This window comes from Comamonas sp. JNW (genome assembly GCF_003105075.1).
In the GTDB taxonomy this organism is placed as follows: Bacteria; Pseudomonadota; Gammaproteobacteria; order Burkholderiales; family Burkholderiaceae_C; genus Comamonas; species Comamonas squillarum.
Window position 1 is genome coordinate 189344 of record NZ_QETI01000006.1, and the last position, 13781, is coordinate 203124.

Below are 13781 nucleotides of genomic sequence, written 5' to 3' on the forward strand. Positions count from 1 at the left end.
AGAGCCCCACATGGATGTCACAACTGGTTTTTTCTATCTGTTCTCGGTAGTGCTGCTGTACGCGGCATTCCGAGTGGTTACTGCTCCAAATCCGGTGCACGCTGTGCTGCACCTGATGTTGGCGTTTTCTCAGGCAGCCGGTATCTGGTTGCTGCTCAAGGCTGAGTTCCTGGCCATCGTGCTGGTGATGGTCTACCTGGGCGCCGTGATGGTGCTGTTCCTCTTCGTGGTGATGATGCTGGATATCCGCATCGACCAGCTGCGCAAGAGTTTCTGGAAGAACTTCCCGCTCGCTGCAGTGATCTTTGCCATCGTCGCGTTCGAGATGGGCGTGGTGCTGATCGGCGGCTTCAGTGCCGTCGACGCGCCCAAGGCCATCCCTGCGGTGGTGGATGCGGCCGGCAAGGTCGTGCCCTACAGCAACGTCAAGGCGCTGGGCACCATGCTCTACACCGAGTATCTGTTCCCTGTGCAAGTGGCTGCGGTCATCTTGCTGGTGGCGATGATTGCCGCGATTGCCCTGACCCTGCGCCATCGCAAGGATTCCAAGGCTATCGATGCATCGCTGCAAGTGCGCGTGCGTGCTTCGGATCGCCTGCAATTGGTCAAAGTCCAGGCGAGCAAGCCTGCAGCCCCCGTGGTGCAGCCTGCCGCTGAGGTCGAGGAGAAGAAGGTATGACGCTCACTCTGGGTCATTTTCTGACGTTGGGCGCGATGCTGTTCGCGCTGTCCGTGGTCGGTATCTTCTTGAACCGTCGCAACCTGATTGTGCTGCTGATGGCCATCGAGTTGATGCTGCTGGCCGTGAACACGAACTTTGTCGCCTTCTCCCACTACCTGGGAGACATGCACGGCCAGATTTTCGTGTTCTTCATCCTGACCGTTGCGGCGGCAGAGTCGGCAATTGGTTTGGCAATCTTGGTGTTGCTGTTCCGTAACAAGTCCACCATCGATGCGGAAGATCTCAACTCCCTGAAGGGTTGAGGCACCAATACTTGCAAGGTTAAGAAGAATGAGTCAAACCCTTTCTGCTTCAACACTGTTGGCGGTGCCTCTGGCGCCCCTGGCAGGATCTTTGCTGGCAGGCATTTTCGGTACCGCCCTGGGCGGCAACCGCATCGGCCGCGTTGGCAGCCGCACGCTCACCATCCTGGGTGTGTTCATTGCCTTCGTCATCTCTGCGATGACGTTCCAGAGCGTGGTGTTTGAAGGCGCGACCTTCAACCAGACGCTCTACACCTGGATGACCGTCGGGTCGCTGAAGATGGAGATCGGTTTCATGATCGACTCCATCACCGCGATGATGATGTGCGTGGTGACCTTTGTGTCGCTGATGGTGCATATCTACACGATGGGCTACATGGCGGAAGACGACGGCTACGACCGTTTCTTCTCGTACATCTCGCTGTTCACCTTCTCCATGCTGATGCTGGTGATGAGCAACAACCTGCTGCAGCTGTTCTTCGGCTGGGAAGCGGTGGGCCTGGTGTCGTACCTGCTGATCGGTTTCTACTTCAAGAAGGAAACCGCGATCTTCGCCAACATGAAGGCCTTCGTGGTCAACCGTGTCGGTGACTTCGGCTTCATCCTGGGTATCGGCCTGATTGCTGCCTACACCGGCACCTTGAACTACACCGAAATCTTCGCCAAGACCAATGAGCTGAGCGGCATGACGCTGCCCGGCTCCACCTGGTCGCTGATGACGGTGATCTGCATCTGCCTGTTCATCGGTGCGATGGGCAAATCGGCCCAGTTCCCGCTGCACGCCTGGCTGCCCGATTCGATGGAAGGTCCTACCCCCATCTCGGCACTGATCCACGCGGCCACCATGGTGACCGCCGGCATCTTCATGGTCTCGCGCATGTCGCCGCTCTATGAGCTGTCTGACGCAGCCCTGAACTTCATCCTCGTGATTGGCTCGATCACCGCGCTGTTCATGGGTATCCTGGGCATCATCCAGAACGACATCAAGCGCGTGATCGCGTACTCCACGCTGTCGCAGCTCGGTTACATGACCATCGCGCTGGGCGTGTCGGCCTACTCGGTGTCGGTGTTCCACCTGATGACGCACGCGTTCTTCAAGGCACTGCTGTTCCTTGGCGCAGGCTCGGTCATCATGGGCATGCACCACAACCAGGACATCCGCTGGATGGGTGGCGTGCGCAAGTACATGCCCATCACCTGGATCACCTTCCTGCTGGGTAACCTGGCGCTGATCGGTACGCCGTTCTTCTCGGGCTTTTACTCGAAGGACGCGATCATCGAAGCGGTGCACGCCTCCAACCTGCCTGCCGCCGGCTTTGCCAACTTTGCCGTGCTCGCTGGCGTGTTCATCACTGCGTTCTACTCGTTCCGTCTGTACTTCATCGTGTTCCACGGTAAAGAGCGCTACGACCAGAACCCCGATGCCCACCATGATGACCACCACGCGCACGACGACCACCACGGCCATGGCCACGATGCCAAGCCGCATGAGTCGCCATGGGTGGTGACCCTGCCGCTGGTGCTGCTGGCGATTCCTTCGGTGGTGATCGGTGCGATTGCGCTGATGCCGATGCTGTTCGGTGACTTCTTCAAGGGCGTCATCTATGTCGACGGCAGCAAGCACGGCGCGATGGCCGAGCTGGCCGAGAAGATCCATGGCTGGATCCCGATGGCGCTGCATGGCTTCACCGCTGCGCCGTTCTGGCTGGCGCTGGCCGGTGTGGTGACCTCCTATGTGTTCTACATGGTCAAGCCCGAGATTCCTGCCGCCATCAAGCGCATGAGCGAGAAGGTCGGTCTGTACCAGGCACTGGAAGGCAAGTACGGTGTGGACTGGGTCTACGAAAACATCTTCGCCCGCGGCTCGCGCGTGCTGGGCAGTGTGTTCTGGAAGGTGGGCGACCAAGGCCTGATCGACGGCCTGATCGTCAACGGTTCCTGGAAGCTGGTGGGCCGCATCTCCGCCCTGGTGCGCTGGCTGCAGACGGGTTATGTGTACCACTACGCATTGGTCATGATTCTGGGTATCTTCCTGGCCATGACGTACTTCGTGCTGCTCAACAAGTAAGGAAGAAGAAAAATGGGATTGTTGAGTCTTGCAATTTGGACGCCCATCGTCTTTGGTACGGTCCTGCTGGCCTTTGGCAAGCAGGAGCAGGCCAAGATGGTGCGCTGGATCGCACTGGTCGGTGCGCTGATAGGCCTTTTGGTCACCTTGCCTCTGTACACCGGCTTCCAGCTGGGTACGTCGGCGATGCAGTTCGTCGAGAAGGCGTCCTGGATTCCACGCTTTGGTATCAACTACTACCTGGGCGTTGATGGCATCTCCTTCTGGTTTGTGCCGCTGACCGCCTTCATCACGGTGATCGTGGTGCTGGCTTCCTGGGAGTCGATCACCGAGCGCGTGAACCAGTACATGGGCGCGTTCCTGATCCTGTCGGGTCTGATGATCGGTGTGTTCTCGGCTCTGGACGGTCTGCTGTTCTACGTGTTCTTTGAAGCAACCCTGATCCCGATGTACCTGATCATCGGTATCTGGGGTGGCCCGAACCGCATCTACGCAGCGTTCAAGTTCTTCCTGTACACGCTGATGGGTTCGCTGCTGACCTTGATCGCGCTGCTGTACCTCTACACCAAGGCAGGCAGCTTCGAGATTCTGGCCTGGCACCAGCTGCCGCTGACGATGACCGAGCAGACCTTGATCTTCTTTGCCTTCTTCGCCGCGTTTGCCGTGAAGGTGCCGATGTTCCCGGTGCACACCTGGCTGCCCGACGTTCACGTCGAAGCGCCTACCGGTGGTTCTGCCGTGCTGGCCGCGATCATGCTGAAGCTGGGGGCCTATGGTTTCCTGCGTTTCTCGATGCCCATCGCTCCTGATGCGTCGCACGAATGGGCCTGGCTCATCATCGCGCTGTCGCTGATCGCTGTGATCTATGTGGGTTTGGTGGCAATTGTGCAGAAGGACATGAAAAAGCTCGTGGCTTATTCGTCCGTCGCACACATGGGCTTTGTGACCCTGGGCTTCTTCATCTTCAATGACATCGGTGTCATGGGTGGCCTGATGCAGATGATTGCCCACGGCTTTGTGTCGGGCGCGATGTTCCTGTGTATCGGCGTGCTGTACGACCGCGTGCATTCACGTGATATCGCTGCCTACGGCGGCGTGGTCAACACCATGCCCAAGTTTGCCGCCTTTGCCCTGCTGTTTGCGATGGCCAACTGCGGCCTGCCAGGCACCGCCGGTTTCATCGGCGAGTGGATGGTGATCCTGGGCGCCACCAAGTTCAACTTCTGGATTGGTGTGCTGTCGGCCACCGCGCTGATTCTGGGCGCTGCGTACACGCTGTGGATGTACAAGCGCGTGTACTTCGGCCCAGTGACCAATGACCATGTGCGCGAGCTCAAGGACATCGGTTGCCGCGAATTCCTAATCCTGGGCATCTTGGCTGCTGCCGTGCTGATCATGGGTGTCTACCCTGCGCCGTTCACCGATGTGATGGGTGCCTCGGTGGCCGACCTGCTCAAGCATGTCGCCGCGTCCAAGCTGTGATGGTCGGACAGAATTGAGAGACTTGAGATGATTGATAACATCAGCTGGCTGGCTATCTATCCCGAAATCGTGCTGTTGGTGATGGCCTGTGTCATCACCATCGTGGACCTGGGCGTCAAGAGCGCAGGGCGCACGCTCACCTACATTCTGTCGCTGCTGACCCTGGTGGTCGTGGCGGTGATCACCGGTATCTATGCCAGCAATGGCAATACGTTCTACGCCTTTGGCAACATGGTCGTCTCCGACGCCATGGGCAACTGGCTCAAGTGCGCTGCGGCGATCGCGATGGCCGTCACCCTGGTCTATGGCCGTGGTTACTCGCGTGACCGTGGCATGCTCAACGGCGGTGAGTACTTCATCCTGTCGCTGCTCGCGCTGCTGGGCATGAACGTGATGATCTCGGGCAACAACTTCCTGATCATCTACCTGGGGCTGGAACTGCTGACCCTGTCGAGCTACGCGCTGGTCTGCCTGCGCCGTGACAACACCGCTGCGGTGGAAGCGGGCATGAAGTACTTCGTGCTGGGCGCGATGGCATCGGGTTTCCTGCTGTACGGTCTGTCGATGATCTACGGCGCCACCGGCTCGCTCGATATCGGTGAAGTGTTCAAGGCGGTGAACTCCGGCCTGATCCGCCACCAGGTGCTGGTCTTCGGTCTGGTGTTTGTGGTCGCTGGCCTGGCCTTCAAGCTGGGTGTGGTGCCTTTCCACATGTGGGTGCCTGACGTCTACCAAGGCGCACCTACGGCCATCACGATGATCGTGGGCGGTGCGCCCAAGCTGGCAGCTTTCGCCATCGTCATCCGCCTGCTGGTGGACGGCCTGCTGCCGCTGGCGATTGACTGGCAACAGATGCTGGCCGTGCTGGCCATCCTCTCGCTGCTGATCGGTAACCTGGCCGCTATTGCCCAGACCAACATCAAGCGCATGCTGGCCTACTCGACCATCTCGCAAATGGGCTTTGTGCTGCTGGGTCTGATGTCCGGCGTGGTCAATGGCAATGTCGAAGCGGCTACCGCTGGCAACGCCTACAGCGCCTCGATGTTCTACGTCGTGAGCTATGTGCTGACCACCCTGGCCACGTTCGGCGTGGTGCTGCTGCTGGCCCGTGAAGGCTTTGAGAGCGAAGAGATCGCCGACTTTGCCGGTCTGAACCAGCGCAGCCCGCTGTACGCTGGCGTGATGGCAATCTGCCTGTTCTCGATGGCCGGTATTCCTCCGCTGGTGGGCTTCTACTCGAAGCTGGCCGTGCTGCAGGCGCTGGTGGCTTCGGGCAGTGGCCTCTATATTGCGCTGGCCGTGTTTGCGGTGATCATGTCGCTGATCGGCGCCTTCTACTACCTGCGCGTGGTCAAGGTCATGTACTTCGACAAGCCCATCACCGCCGCCAAGGTGCATGCACCTTTGGACGTGCGTGCTGTGCTGGTGGTCAATGGCGCGCTGGTGCTGATTCTGGGCATCATGCCCGGCGGTCTGATGAAGCTGTGCTCTGACGCCGTGCTGCGCGCGCTCGCCAGCTAAGCGGCTCGGCAACCGAGCCTGACAAAGCCCGCATGTCTATCACTGCATCCATCTGGTTGGTGATCGTGGCGGGCTTTGTTGCGGCCAATCTGCCATTTCTGAACCAACGTATTTTGGCTGCGGGGCCCCTGTGCCATGACGGCGGCAGTGCCGGCAAGGCCCTGTGGATCCGCCTGGTCGAGCTGGTCGTGCTGTACTTCCTCATCGGGGCATTTGCGATGCTGCTCGAAGGCCGCGCCGGCCAGCGCAGCAGCCAGGGCTGGGAGTTCTATGCCGTCACCGGCACCTTGTTCCTGACCTTTGCCTTCCCCGGTTTTGCCTACCAGTACCTGCTGCGCAAGGTGAGCCGAGCGGGGTGAGACTGTGAAGGTCTTCAACCTGCGCTGCCCTTTGGGCCATATCTTTGAGGGCTGGTTCGCCTCGGACGCCGCGTTCGAGCAGCAACAAAGCCAGGGCTGGCTCAGCTGCCCGATGTGCAACTCGCATGAGATCGTCAAAGGCCTGAGCGCCCCGCATCTGGCGCGCAAATCCAATTCCCTGGCCCCAGCGGCTCCAGCTGCGCCGGCTTCCTCCGCCGCAGCCCCTGCACGGCCTGGTAGTGCGCCGGCGTCGTCCTCGCCATCCCGGGCCTCCCCAACCCCGCTCAGCGATGCCCAGCGCCTGCAACAGGCCTGGCTTGAGCTGTCGCGCCAGATCGTAGCCAATACCGACGATGTCGGCAGCGGCTTTGCCGACATGGCCCGCCAGATGCATGAGGGTGAGGTCGCTGCCCGCCCGATCCGGGGCACCGCCACCCCGGAGGAGCAACGCGCTTTGGTCGACGAGGGCATCGATGTGCTGCCCTTGCTGCTGCCCGAAGCGAGCAAGCACCGCCTGCAATAGGCTGGATCTGTCGCCTTGGCAGCAGCCCGACTGGCTGGCATGCTGCAGCGCCGATGATGCACAGCACGTATGGATGGGCCGGGGCAGGGCCTTTGCATTGTCGCCCGTGCTTGATTTTGATGACAAAAAGACGACCGTTTGTCCCTCAGGTGACTATCAAAAAGTGAGCGCATAAAGCCCACGGGTTAACGCGTACGCAGCCTCACCTACAGGCTTTCCCCAGTGTTGCATCGCAGTATTCTTTCCTAGTATTGGCAGCATCGAAGCGGCGTGCATTTCCAACCCGGAATAGGCGCCGCGCTTTTTTCCAGCGAAGCGGTGCGGTGCCCATGAGTGATGTCATTCTTCAAACCCGAGATCTCACCAAGGAGTTTCGGGGATTCACAGCAGTCAGCAATGTCAACCTGTCGGTGCAGCGGGGCTCGATCCATGCGCTGATCGGCCCCAATGGTGCCGGCAAGACGACATGCTTCAACCTGCTGACCAAGTTCTTGACGCCCACCAAGGGCATCATCCATTTCAACGGCACGGACATCACCAGTGAAGAGCCGGCGCAGATTGCCCGCCGGGGGGTGATCCGCTCGTTCCAGATCTCGGCGGTGTTCCCGCACCTGAGCCTGATGGAGAACGTGCGCATCGCCTTGCAGCGCAAGCTGGGCACGTCCTTCCACTTCTGGAGCAGCGAGCGCACCTTGGACAAGCTCAACGGCCGCGCCGTGGCCTTGCTCGAAGAGGTGGGCCTGGCGCACCTGGCCGACGAGATCACCTTGAACCTGCCTTATGGCCAAAAGCGTGCACTCGAGATTGCCACCACGCTTGCGATGGAGCCCGAGCTGATGCTGCTCGACGAACCCACCCAGGGCATGGGCCATGAGGACGTCGAGCGCGTCACCCAGCTGATCAAAAAGGTCTCGGCCGGGCGCACCATCTTGATGGTCGAGCACAACATGAAGGTCATCTCGACGATTGCAGACCGCATCACGGTGCTGCAGCGCGGCGCCATCCTGGCCGAGGGCGACTACCAGACGGTGTCGCAGAACCCCCAGGTGATGGAAGCGTATATGGGAACCACCGACGGCCAGCTGCAGGGAGCGCACTGACATGAATGAGAAAAACGGAGTGCCTGCACTGGAGATCAGCGATCTGCACGCCTGGTATGGCGAATCGCACGTGCTGCATGGCGTGAACATGCGTGTGATGCCGGGCGAGGTGGTGACCTTGCTGGGCCGCAACGGCGCGGGCCGCACATCGACGATGCGTGCGGTGATGGGGCTGACGGGCTCGCGCAAGGGCTCGATCAAGATCCATGGCGTCGAGACCATCCAGATGCCCACGCACAAGATTGCGCACCTGGGCCTGGGTTACTGCCCGGAAGAGCGCGGCATCTTTGCCAGCCTCTCCTGCGAAGAGAACCTGATGCTGCCGCCGGACCTCAAAACCGGCTCGGCCGGCATGTCGGTCGAAGAGATCTACGAGATGTTCCCCAACCTCGCCGAGCGCCGCCAAAGCCAGGGCACGCGCCTGTCGGGCGGCGAGCAGCAGATGCTGGCCGTGGCCCGCATTCTGCGCACCGGCGCCAAGCTGCTGCTGCTCGATGAGATCTCCGAAGGTCTGGCCCCCGTCATCGTGCAGGCGCTGGCCCGCATGATCGTGAGCCTGCGCGCCAAGGGCTACACCGTGGTGATGGTCGAGCAGAACTTCCGCTTTGCCGCGCCCCTGGCCGATCGCCTCTATGTGATGGAACACGGCCAGATCGTCGAGCAGTTCAGCGCCGATGAGCTCGAAGGCAAGATGCCTTTGCTCAACACCTTGCTGGGGGTCTAGCCCACTTTTTTGCAACCCTGGCGCAGCGCAGACTGCCGCCATGTATTGAGAACAGATATTTTTTAGGAGACAAGATGAAAGCAAAGCTCAAAGCCATTGCCCAGGTGGCATGTTTGGTCGCCCTGTCCGCAGGCGCTGCCCAGGCACAAGAAAAGGTGAAGATCGGCTTCATCACCGACATGTCCAGCCTCTACGCCGATGTGGAAGGCAAGAACGGCGCAGTCGCGATCCAGATGGCCATCGATGACTTTGGTGGCAAGGTGCTGGGCCAGCCCATCGAGATGGTCTCGGCCGACCACCAGAACAAGGCAGACATCGCAGCCTCCAAGGCGCGCGAGTGGATCGATACCGCCGGCGTGACCATGCTGTTTGGCGGCACCAACTCCGGCACGGCCCTGGCCGCTGCCAAGGTGGCGCAAGAGAAAAAGCGCGTCTACTTCAACAGCGGCGCGGGCTCCTCGGCACTGACCAATGAGCAGTGCAGCCCCTACACCGTGCACTATGCCTATGACACCGTGGCCTTGGCCAAGGGCACCGGCGGAGCCGTGGTGGACCGTGGCGGCAAGTCCTGGTTCTTCCTGACGGCCGACTACGCGTTTGGCCACTCGCTGGAAGCGGACACCACCGCCGTCATCAAGGCCAAGGGCGGCCAGGTGCTCGGCTCGGTGCGCCACCCGCTCAACGCATCTGACTTCTCGTCCTTCCTGCTGCAGGCGCAGAACTCCAAGGCCCAGATCCTGGGCCTGGCCAATGCCGGCGGCGACACCATCAATGCCATCAAGGCCGCGCGTGAGTTCGGCATCAACAAGACCATGAAGACCGCCGGCTTGCTGGTCTTCCTGTCTGACATCCACAGCATGGGCCTGAAGAACACCGAAGGCCTGCTGCACACCACCAGCTGGTACTGGGACCTGAACGACGAGACGCGCAAGTTCGCCGACAAGTTCTTTGCCAAGACCAAGCGCATGCCTACCGATCTGCATGCGGCGGACTACTCGGCGACGATGAACTACCTGAAGGCTGTCGAAGCCGTCAAGACCACCGATGCCGACAAGGTCATGGCCTACCTCAAGAGCACGCCGCTCAACGACTTCTACGGCAAGGGCGTGATCCGCCCCGATGGCCGCTACGCGCACGACATGTACCTGGTCGAAGCCAAGTCGCCTGCCGAATCCAAGAAGCCCTGGGATTACCTGAAGGTTCTGTCCACCTTGCCTGCGGACCAGGTCTGGACGACCAAGGCCGAATCCAAGTGCGCGCTCTGGAAGTAAGCACCGCTCACACCTAACCTGCGTCGATGCTGCCTGCTGCGGCTGCCCGCCATCGCTGATGGCACGGGTCGCAAAAGCAGCGGCATGACGCCAGGCGTGTTGTGTTCATTCACTGACTCGTGAGCTTTTCATGGAAATTTTTGGTATCTCATTACCGGCCTTGATGAGCCAGCTGCTGCTGGGTCTGGTCAACGGCTCGTTCTATGCCATTCTCAGTCTGGGATTGGCCGTGATCTTTGGCCTGCTCAATGTGATCAATTTCGCCCACGGCGCTTTGTTCATGCTGGGGGCCATGTTCACCTGGATGGCGGCGTCCTACTTCCAGGTCAATTACTGGGTGATGCTGCTGCTCTCGCCGATTCTGGTGGGCATCATCGGGGTGTTGATAGAGCGCTTTTTGCTGCGCCATATCTACAAGCTCGACCACCTCTACGGCCTGCTGCTGACCTTGGGGCTGTCGCTGCTGATCGAGGGCGTGTTCCGCTCGATCTACGGCGTCTCGGGCCTGGGCTACGACACGCCCGAGCTGCTCGAAGGCGCCACCAACGTTGGCGTGATGCTGCTGCCCAACTACCGCATGTGGGTGGTGGTAGCCTCGCTGATCGTCTGCTTTGCCACCTGGTATGTGATCGAGAAAACCCGCCTGGGCGCCTACCTGCGGGCCGGCACCGAGAACCCCCGTCTGGTCGAGGCTTTCGGTGTCAACGTGCCGCTGATGATCATGCTGACCTATGCGTTTGGCGTGGGCCTGGCCGCCTTTGCCGGCGTGCTGGCAGCGCCCGTCTACCAGGTCACGCCGCTGATGGGCCAGAACCTGATCATCACCGTGTTCGCGGTGGTGGTGATCGGTGGCATGGGCTCCATCATGGGCGCCATCGTAACCGGTCTGGCACTGGGCGTGATCGAAGGGCTGACCAAGGTCTTCTACCCAGAAGCCTCGGCCACCGTCGTGTTCGTGATCATGGTCATCGTGCTGCTGGTGCGCCCGGCTGGCCTGTTTGGCAAAGCGAAGTGAGGTGAGGGGATGAATTCCAAGAAGTTTGCCAAACTGGGGTATGGGTTGCTGCTGCTCGGCATGATCGCTGCGCCGTTCATGGGGGCCTACCCTGTGTTCGTGATGAAGCTGATGTGCTTTGCACTTTTCGCCTGTGCGTTCAATCTGCTGCTGGGCTACACCGGTCTGCTGTCCTTTGGCCATGCCGCCTTCTTTGGTGGTGCGGCTTATGTCACCGGCCATGCGATCAAGGTCTGGCACCTGACGCCGGAGCTGGGCATTTTGTTCGGCGTGGTGTTCGGTGCCTTGCTGGGTGTGGTGTTTGGCTGGCTGGCCATTCGCCGCCAGGGGATTTATTTCTCGATGATCACCTTGGCGCTCGCCCAGATGCTGTTCTTTGCCTGCCTGCAAATGCCCTTCACCGGTGGTGAGGACGGCCTGCAAGCGGTGCCGCGCGGCAAGCTGTTTGGCGTGCTGAGCCTGGAGAGCGACTGGACCATGTACTACGTGGCCCTGGCCATCGTGGTGCTGGCCTTCCTGCTGATCATGCGCACGGTGCATTCGCCTTTCGGCCAAGTGCTCAAGGCGCTCAAGGAAAACGAGCCGCGTGCCATCTCGCTGGGCTATGACGTCAACCGCTTCAAGCTGCTGGCCTTTGTCATCTCGGCTGCGCTGGCCGGTCTGGCCGGTTCGCTCAAGACCGTGGTGCTGGGCTTTGCAACCTTGACTGACGTGCACTGGACGGCATCGGGCCAGGTCATCCTGATGACCTTGGTGGGCGGCCTGGGCCTGCTGTCGGGGCCGATCGTCGGCTCGGCCGTAATCGTCGCGCTGGAAAACAAGATCGGCGATATCGGCACCTGGCTGTCGCGCCTGACCGGCGTCGAGTGGTTCAACACCTTGGGTGAGTCGGTGACCATTGTGACCGGCCTGATCTTTGTGATCTGCGTGCTGGCGTTCCGCCGCGGCATCATGGGCGAGTTGATCGCCTTCATGGACCGCAAGAAGAAATAGCGGGGGCTTGCAGACCCGTCCAAGTCAAAGACCCGCATTGCGCGGGTCTTTGTTTTTGGAGAGGGCGGGGAGGGCGGCGTTACTTCCAGAGCTTGCAGCTGGATTCGGCCTTGGTGGTCCAGACCTCGTCGGGGCTGAGCGTCTTGAGCACCTTGAAGTAATCCCAGGCGCCTTTGGATTCGGCCGGGGCCTTGACCTGCATCAGGTACATCTCATGGGCGTAGCGGCCATCGGGGCGGACAACGCCCTTGGCGTAGAAGTCGGACAGGGGTTCGGCCTTCAGCGCGGCCATCACCTTGTCCGAATCGGTGGACTTGATGCGGTCGGCCGTCTTCAGGTAGGTCATCATCGCCGAGTAATCGGCCGCCTGCAGCGAGGTGGGCATCTTCTTGAACTTCTCGAAGAACCGGTCCGAGAACTTGCGGCTTTCCGGGTTCAGGTCCCAATGCCAGCTGTCGGTGAACATCAGGCCTTCGGTCTGCTTGAGCCCCAGGCTGTGGATGTCCGAGCTGAACAGCAGCATGCCGGCGAGCTTCATGGTCTTGGTCACGCCAAACTCGCGCGCAGCCTTGATGGTGTTGATGGTGTCGCCACCGGCATTGGCCATCGCCAGAATCTGGGCCTTGGAGTTCTGCGCCTGCAGCAGGAAGGACGAGAAATCCGAGGCATTGATCGGATGCCGCACGGCGCCCACCACGCGGCCGCCTGCGGCCTTGATCACCTTGGTGGTATCGGCCTCCAGCGCATGGCCAAAGGCGTAGTCGGCCGTCAGAAAGAACCAGTCCTTGTCGCCCAGCGCCACAATGGCGCCGCCGGTGCCCTTGGCCAAGGCCACCGTGTCGTAGGCGTAATGCACCGTGTAGGGGCTGCACTGGTCGTTGGTTAGCGCGGATGTACCCGAGCCGTTGACGATGATGAGGCGCTTTTTCTCCTCGGCCACCTTGGCCATCGCCAGGCCGGTGCTGGAGGTGGTGCCGCCCACCAGCATCTGCATGTCGCGCTGGTCAAACCACTCGCGCGCCTTGGAGGCGGCCAGGTCGGCCTTGTTCTGGTGGTCGGCCACCATCAGCTCCACCGGCTTGCCCAGCAGCTTGCCGCCAAAGTCATCAATCGCCATCTGCAGCGCCAGCGCCCCGCCCTTGCCATCAACGTCCGCATAGACGCTGGACATGTCGGTGATGAAGCCGATCCGCACCTTGTCTTGCGCCAGCGCACCTTGCGCAAACAGGGCCAGCACACAGCCAGCGGCAGCGGCCGCAATTGCGCGTCGCCGGTGTGGCAGCGCAGAACGCAAAGAGGGCATTGCAGGAACATTCATCGGAAGGTCTCCTTGTTCAAATAGACATGCGTGCAGTGCGGCTGCCAGGTGCGGCGCACCCGTGGGCTGCTGCGCCCCGATGGTTGCAGGCTGCTTGGCGCGCGCCTACTGGGGTAAGCACCAGCGCGGCGCAAAAACGCAGCTGTGCGCGCGGCGCGAAGCGGCTATACTGCTCGCAGCTCCGGGGTGTGCGAAAGCGCTGAGATGCGAAAGGCAGTTGCAAGACTGCTGATTAGCGAACCCGACGAACTTGATCCGGTTCATGCCGGCGGAAGAAGAGCGGGACCCTGAAAGCACAGCGGTGGAAGGCAGGCAGCGTTGCATGGCACGCGCCTGTGGCCACCGGCTACGCACACCCCAGGCGCCTCGCGCACTGGGGTTTTGTCTTTTTGGGGACGGCACCTGTCAGCGCGCAACAGGTGC

The 13781-nt window shown here is 60.9% G+C and carries 13 protein-coding genes and 1 riboswitch; of the genes, 12 read left to right on the forward strand and 1 reads right to left on the reverse strand.

Annotated features, from left to right (window positions below; all coding sequences use genetic code 11):
* The first annotated feature begins 10 nt into the window (after positions 1–10).
* The 12 genes from DCO45_RS11225 (at position 11) to DCO45_RS11280 (ending at position 12040) form a co-directional block, all read left to right on the forward strand.
* Positions 11–679 carry an NADH-quinone oxidoreductase subunit J gene (locus DCO45_RS11225; protein ID WP_116925910.1) on the forward strand — a complete coding sequence of 223 codons (669 nt, stop codon included), beginning with the start codon at positions 11–13 and terminating at the stop codon, positions 677–679.
* Positions 676–984: an NADH-quinone oxidoreductase subunit NuoK gene (gene nuoK / locus DCO45_RS11230; protein ID WP_021028567.1), complete on the forward strand. Its 309-nt coding sequence runs from the start codon at positions 676–678 to the stop codon at positions 982–984. The genes DCO45_RS11225 and nuoK overlap by 4 nt, the downstream gene beginning before the upstream one ends.
* A 28-nt stretch (positions 985–1012) precedes the next feature.
* Positions 1013–3052 carry an NADH-quinone oxidoreductase subunit L gene (gene nuoL / locus DCO45_RS11235; protein ID WP_116925911.1) on the forward strand — a complete coding sequence of 680 codons (2040 nt, stop codon included), beginning with the start codon at positions 1013–1015 and terminating at the stop codon, positions 3050–3052.
* Positions 3053–3064: 12 nt separating this feature from the next.
* Positions 3065–4534: an NADH-quinone oxidoreductase subunit M gene (locus DCO45_RS11240; RefSeq protein WP_021028569.1), complete on the forward strand. Its 1470-nt coding sequence runs from the start codon at positions 3065–3067 to the stop codon at positions 4532–4534.
* A gap of 27 nt (positions 4535–4561) precedes the next feature.
* Positions 4562–6055 (forward strand): NADH-quinone oxidoreductase subunit NuoN, encoded by a 1494-nt coding sequence (nuoN, locus tag DCO45_RS11245; RefSeq protein WP_116925912.1) that lies wholly within the window; start codon positions 4562–4564, stop codon positions 6053–6055.
* Positions 6056–6087: 32 nt separating this feature from the next.
* Entirely contained in the window at positions 6088–6414 is a 327-nt protein-coding gene (locus DCO45_RS11250; protein ID WP_116925913.1) for a DUF2818 family protein, read from the forward strand.
* Between the two features lie 4 nt (positions 6415–6418).
* Positions 6419–6937 (forward strand): DUF1178 family protein, encoded by a 519-nt coding sequence (locus DCO45_RS11255; protein WP_116925914.1) that lies wholly within the window; start codon positions 6419–6421, stop codon positions 6935–6937.
* Between the two features lie 329 nt (positions 6938–7266).
* Positions 7267–8037: an ABC transporter ATP-binding protein gene (locus DCO45_RS11260; RefSeq protein WP_021028573.1), complete on the forward strand. Its 771-nt coding sequence runs from the start codon at positions 7267–7269 to the stop codon at positions 8035–8037.
* Position 8038: 1 nt separating this feature from the next.
* Positions 8039–8761 (forward strand): ABC transporter ATP-binding protein, encoded by a 723-nt coding sequence (locus tag DCO45_RS11265; RefSeq protein ID WP_116925915.1) that lies wholly within the window; start codon positions 8039–8041, stop codon positions 8759–8761.
* A 74-nt stretch (positions 8762–8835) separates the two neighbouring features.
* Positions 8836–10032, forward strand: coding sequence for an ABC transporter substrate-binding protein (locus tag DCO45_RS11270; protein ID WP_116925916.1), 1197 nt, complete (start codon positions 8836–8838; stop codon positions 10030–10032).
* Between the two features lie 130 nt (positions 10033–10162).
* Positions 10163–11047, forward strand: coding sequence for a branched-chain amino acid ABC transporter permease (locus DCO45_RS11275; RefSeq protein WP_021028576.1), 885 nt, complete (start codon positions 10163–10165; stop codon positions 11045–11047).
* 9 nt (positions 11048–11056) lie between these two features.
* Positions 11057–12040 (forward strand): branched-chain amino acid ABC transporter permease, encoded by a 984-nt coding sequence (locus tag DCO45_RS11280; RefSeq protein ID WP_116925917.1) that lies wholly within the window; start codon positions 11057–11059, stop codon positions 12038–12040.
* Between the two features lie 79 nt (positions 12041–12119).
* On the opposite strand, the gene DCO45_RS11285 is transcribed toward DCO45_RS11280, so the two are convergent.
* A complete protein-coding gene (locus tag DCO45_RS11285; protein WP_116925918.1) occupies positions 12120–13343 on the reverse strand; it encodes an ABC transporter substrate-binding protein in 1224 nt (407 codons plus the stop codon).
* A gap of 187 nt (positions 13344–13530) precedes the next feature.
* Positions 13531–13652: riboswitch (TPP riboswitch) on the forward strand.
* The last annotated feature ends 129 nt before the right edge of the window (positions 13653–13781 follow it).

Bases quoted from the DNA above. Each gene is read 5' to 3' on its own strand.
- DCO45_RS11225 (WP_116925910.1), top strand. From the start codon at position 11: ATGGATGTCACAACTGGTTTTTTCTATCTGTTCTCGGTAGTGCTGCTG.
- nuoK (WP_021028567.1), top strand. From the start codon at position 676: ATGACGCTCACTCTGGGTCATTTTCTGACGTTGGGCGCGATGCTGTTC.
- nuoL (WP_116925911.1), top strand. From the start codon at position 1,013: ATGAGTCAAACCCTTTCTGCTTCAACACTGTTGGCGGTGCCTCTGGCG.
- DCO45_RS11240 (WP_021028569.1), top strand. From the start codon at position 3,065: ATGGGATTGTTGAGTCTTGCAATTTGGACGCCCATCGTCTTTGGTACG.
- nuoN (WP_116925912.1), top strand. From the start codon at position 4,562: ATGATTGATAACATCAGCTGGCTGGCTATCTATCCCGAAATCGTGCTG.
- DCO45_RS11250 (WP_116925913.1), top strand. From the start codon at position 6,088: ATGTCTATCACTGCATCCATCTGGTTGGTGATCGTGGCGGGCTTTGTT.
- DCO45_RS11260 (WP_021028573.1), top strand. From the start codon at position 7,267: ATGAGTGATGTCATTCTTCAAACCCGAGATCTCACCAAGGAGTTTCGG.
- DCO45_RS11265 (WP_116925915.1), top strand. From the start codon at position 8,039: ATGAATGAGAAAAACGGAGTGCCTGCACTGGAGATCAGCGATCTGCAC.
- DCO45_RS11270 (WP_116925916.1), top strand. From the start codon at position 8,836: ATGAAAGCAAAGCTCAAAGCCATTGCCCAGGTGGCATGTTTGGTCGCC.
- DCO45_RS11275 (WP_021028576.1), top strand. From the start codon at position 10,163: ATGGAAATTTTTGGTATCTCATTACCGGCCTTGATGAGCCAGCTGCTG.
- DCO45_RS11280 (WP_116925917.1), top strand. From the start codon at position 11,057: ATGAATTCCAAGAAGTTTGCCAAACTGGGGTATGGGTTGCTGCTGCTC.
- DCO45_RS11285 (WP_116925918.1), bottom strand. From the start codon at position 13,343: ATGCCCTCTTTGCGTTCTGCGCTGCCACACCGGCGACGCGCAATTGCG.